Raw genomic sequence first — 3405 nt, 5'->3', positions numbered from 1 at the left:
CTGCGAACGAGGCTGGTGCGGTGATGAACGGCACCGGTCTCGATCTGTTGTGCTCCAGACAGTCATCGAGTGTTTTGCCGGAATGATTGAAATGGCGCGTCCAGGTGCTGGACGCGTTTAAGACTGCTTGGAGGTCGAATTGGACAAGAACATGAAAATCCTCATCGTTGATGACTTCTCAACGATGCGGCGGATCATTAAAAACCTGTTGCGTGACCTTGGGTTCACCAACACCGTTGAAGCTGACGATGGCATCACTGCCATTCCGGTTCTCAACAGCGGCAGCGTCGACTTTCTGGTAACAGACTGGAACATGCCTGGCATGACCGGTATCGACCTGCTGCGCCACGTGCGCGCCGATGAAAAACTCAAGCACCTGCCGGTGCTGATGGTGACCGCTGAAGCCAAGCGCGAACAGATCATCGAAGCGGCCCAGGCCGGTGTAAACGGCTATGTGGTCAAACCCTTCACGGCCCAGGCGTTGAAAGACAAAATCGAGAAGATTTTCGAACGCATCGGTTGAGAAACTGCGCCACGGGGGGATCTATGGACCACAAAGAATCTTCACAGGGCGATTTCGAATCGACCCTGAAAAAACACGCGGTCGAGCTGGTCGAAAGCCTTGAAAAAGGCAGGTTCGGCGACGCGGTGCAACTGATCCATGAGCTCAATCAGACCCGTGACCGTGGCCTATATCAGGAAGTCGGCAAGCTCACTCGCGAGCTGCATAGCGCGATCGTCAATTTTCAGATTGACCCGAATATGCCGCAAGCCGAGGAAGTCTCGCAGATCACTGACGCCACCGAGCGTCTGGGGTATGTGGTCAAGCTGACCGAAGCCGCCGCCAACCGCACCATGGATCTGGTGGAGAGCGCCACACCGGTCGTCAATGGCCTGGCTGATGAAGCCCAGGCGTTGAGCACCGATTGGGGACGTTTCATGCGTCGCGAAGTCGGGGCTGAAGAGTTCCGCGAGCTGGCGCGGCGGGTCGACGGTTTTCTGACACGCAGCACCGAAGGCGGGCGTGCAGTGTCGAGCAATCTGAACGACATCCTGCTGGCTCAGGATTACCAGGACCTCACTGGTCAGGTGATCAAGCGCGTGACCCAACTGGTCACCGAAGTTGAAAGCAATCTGCTCAAACTTGTCCTCATGGCCAGTCAGGTTGACCGCTTTGCGGGCATCGAACACGACCGTGAAGCGATGCTTGCTGAAAAAGATCCACAAAAACATCTCTCGCAGGGTGAAGGTCCGCAGATTCATGCCGATAAACGAGAAGACGTTGTGTCCGGTCAGGACGATGTGGACGATTTGTTATCCAGCCTTGGATTCTAGAGTTTTGGATTTTTAGGTTTTTTGGGTTTTTAGACCTGTAGGAGCACCCCATTAATGAGCTTCGGCGCCGATGAAGAGATCCTTCAGGATTTCCTGGTTGAGGCCGGCGAGATTCTTGAGCAACTGTCCGAGCAACTGGTCGAGCTGGAAAGCCGACCGGATGACGCGGATCTGCTCAATGCAATTTTTCGCGGTTTCCACACTGTAAAAGGGGGCGCCGGCTTCCTTCAGCTCAATGAGCTGGTGGAGTGCTGTCACATCGCCGAAAACGTGTTCGACATCCTGCGCAAGGGTGAGCGTCGCGTTGATGCAGAACTGATGGACGTTGTGCTCGAAGCGCTGGATGCGGTGAACGGCATGTTCACCGAAGTTCGCGAACGCAGCCCGATCACTGCCGCCACGCCGGAACTGCTGGCTGCGCTGGCACGTCTGGCCGAGCCGCAAGCGGCTGACGAGGCCCAGGCTTCGCCGGTTGCCGAGATGATCGAAGACCTGGTCGCCGAAGGCGATTCGGGCGACATCACCGATAACGAATTCGAACAGTTGCTGGATTCGCTGAACGCCGTCAAGGCTCAAGCAGAAGCCCCGGCGGCTGCCGCTGCACCTGCGCCGACCGCGACTGACGCGGCCAGCGATGAAATCACTGACGCCGAGTTCGAGTCGTTGCTCGATCAGTTGCACGGCAAAGGTCAATTCGCGGCTGACGCAGTGACGCCAGCGGCGGCAAAACCTGCTGCTCCGGCGGCGGGCGACAGCTCCGACATTACCGACGACGAATTCGAAGCGCTGCTCGATCAGTTGCATGGCAAGGGTAACTTTGCCGTTGACGCACTGGAGTCGGCGATTGCCTCGGCCCCTGCGGCAGCTGCACCGACCGCCGCCGCTGCTGGCAGCGATCTGATCAGCGATCACGAATTCGAATCGCTGCTCGACGAATTGCACGGCAAAGGCAAGTTCACCGAAGTTGGCGCCGCCACTGCCGGCAGCGCTTCGACCGTCGCCACGCCTGCCGCCAAGGCACCGGTCGCTGCGGCACCGAAGCCTGCCGCCAAGCCTGAGCCAAAAGCCGAAGCGCCAAAACCGGCCGCCGCTGCCGCACCGGCTCCGGCCCGTGCGCCAGCCACTCCGCCACCGGAAAAACCGGCGAGCGAAGCCGAGACCACCGTGCGCGTCGATACCGCACGTCTCGACGAAATCATGAACATGGTCGGCGAGCTGGTACTGGTGCGTAACCGTCTGGTGCGCCTGGGTCTGAACAGCGGCGACGAAGCCATGCAGAAAGCCGTGTCGAACCTCGACGTGGTAACTGCTGACCTGCAAACCGCGGTGATGAAGACCCGGATGCAGCCGATCAAGAAGGTCTTCGGGCGCTTCCCGCGTCTGGTTCGCGATCTGGCGCGTCAGCTCAAGAAAGAAATCAACCTGGAACTGGTCGGCGAAGAAACCGACCTCGACAAAAACCTTGTCGAGGCACTGGCCGATCCGCTGGTCCACTTGGTGCGCAACGCGGTCGACCACGGTATCGAGTCGCCGGAAGAGCGTGAAGCGTCGGGCAAGGCGCGGGGCGGCAAAGTCGTTCTGGCAGCCGAGCAGGAAGGCGATCACATTCTGCTGTCGATCTCCGATGACGGTAAGGGCATGGACCCGAATGTCCTGCGCGCCATCGCGGTAAAACGCGGCGTGATGGACAAGGATGCGGCCGACCGTCTGAGCGACACCGAATGCTACAACCTGATTTTCGCCCCGGGTTTCTCGACCAAAACCGAGATCTCCGACGTGTCCGGCCGCGGTGTCGGCATGGACGTGGTGAAAACCAAGATTTCCCAGCTCAACGGTTCGATCAACATTTACTCGACCAAGGGCCAGGGCTCGAAGATTGTCATCAAGGTGCCGCTGACCCTCGCGATCATGCCGACCCTGATGGTGATGCTCGGCAATCAGGCGTTTGCGTTCCCGCTGGTCAACGTCAACGAAATTTTCCACCTCGACCTGTCGACCACCAACGTGGTGGACGGTCAGGAAGTGGTGATCGTGCGGGACAAGGCGCTGCCACTGTTCTACCTCACGCGC

The 3405-nt window shown here is 59.0% G+C and carries 3 protein-coding genes; all 3 read left to right on the top strand.

The features are described from left to right. The first annotated feature begins 151 nt into the window (after positions 1-151). Complete coding sequence (locus ACIOZM_RS29580; protein ID WP_401220701.1) at positions 152-523, top strand: chemotaxis response regulator CheY; 372 nt, start codon at positions 152-154, stop codon at positions 521-523. Between the two features lie 23 nt (positions 524-546). Continuing rightward, positions 547-1335, top strand: coding sequence for a protein phosphatase CheZ (locus tag ACIOZM_RS29575; RefSeq protein WP_401220698.1), 789 nt, complete (start codon positions 547-549; stop codon positions 1333-1335). Between the two features lie 54 nt (positions 1336-1389). Further along, positions 1390-3405, top strand: a 2016-nt coding sequence (locus tag ACIOZM_RS29570; protein ID WP_401220696.1) for a chemotaxis protein CheA, incomplete at its 3' end; no start/stop codon positions are given.

The sequence above is a fragment of the Pseudomonas sp. NPDC087346 genome, assembly GCF_044744235.1.
GTDB lineage: Bacteria > Pseudomonadota > Gammaproteobacteria > Pseudomonadales > Pseudomonadaceae > Aquipseudomonas.
Note: the sequence above shows the minus strand (reverse complement) of the source record. Positions and strands in the feature narration are given on the sequence as shown.

What these genes read in the sequence shown, in the direction of transcription:
- ACIOZM_RS29575 (WP_401220698.1), top strand. Translation starts at nt 547, where the DNA reads ATGGACCACAAAGAATCTTCACAGGGCGATTTCGAATCGACCCTGAAA.
- ACIOZM_RS29580 (WP_401220701.1), top strand. Translation starts at nt 152, where the DNA reads ATGAAAATCCTCATCGTTGATGACTTCTCAACGATGCGGCGGATCATT.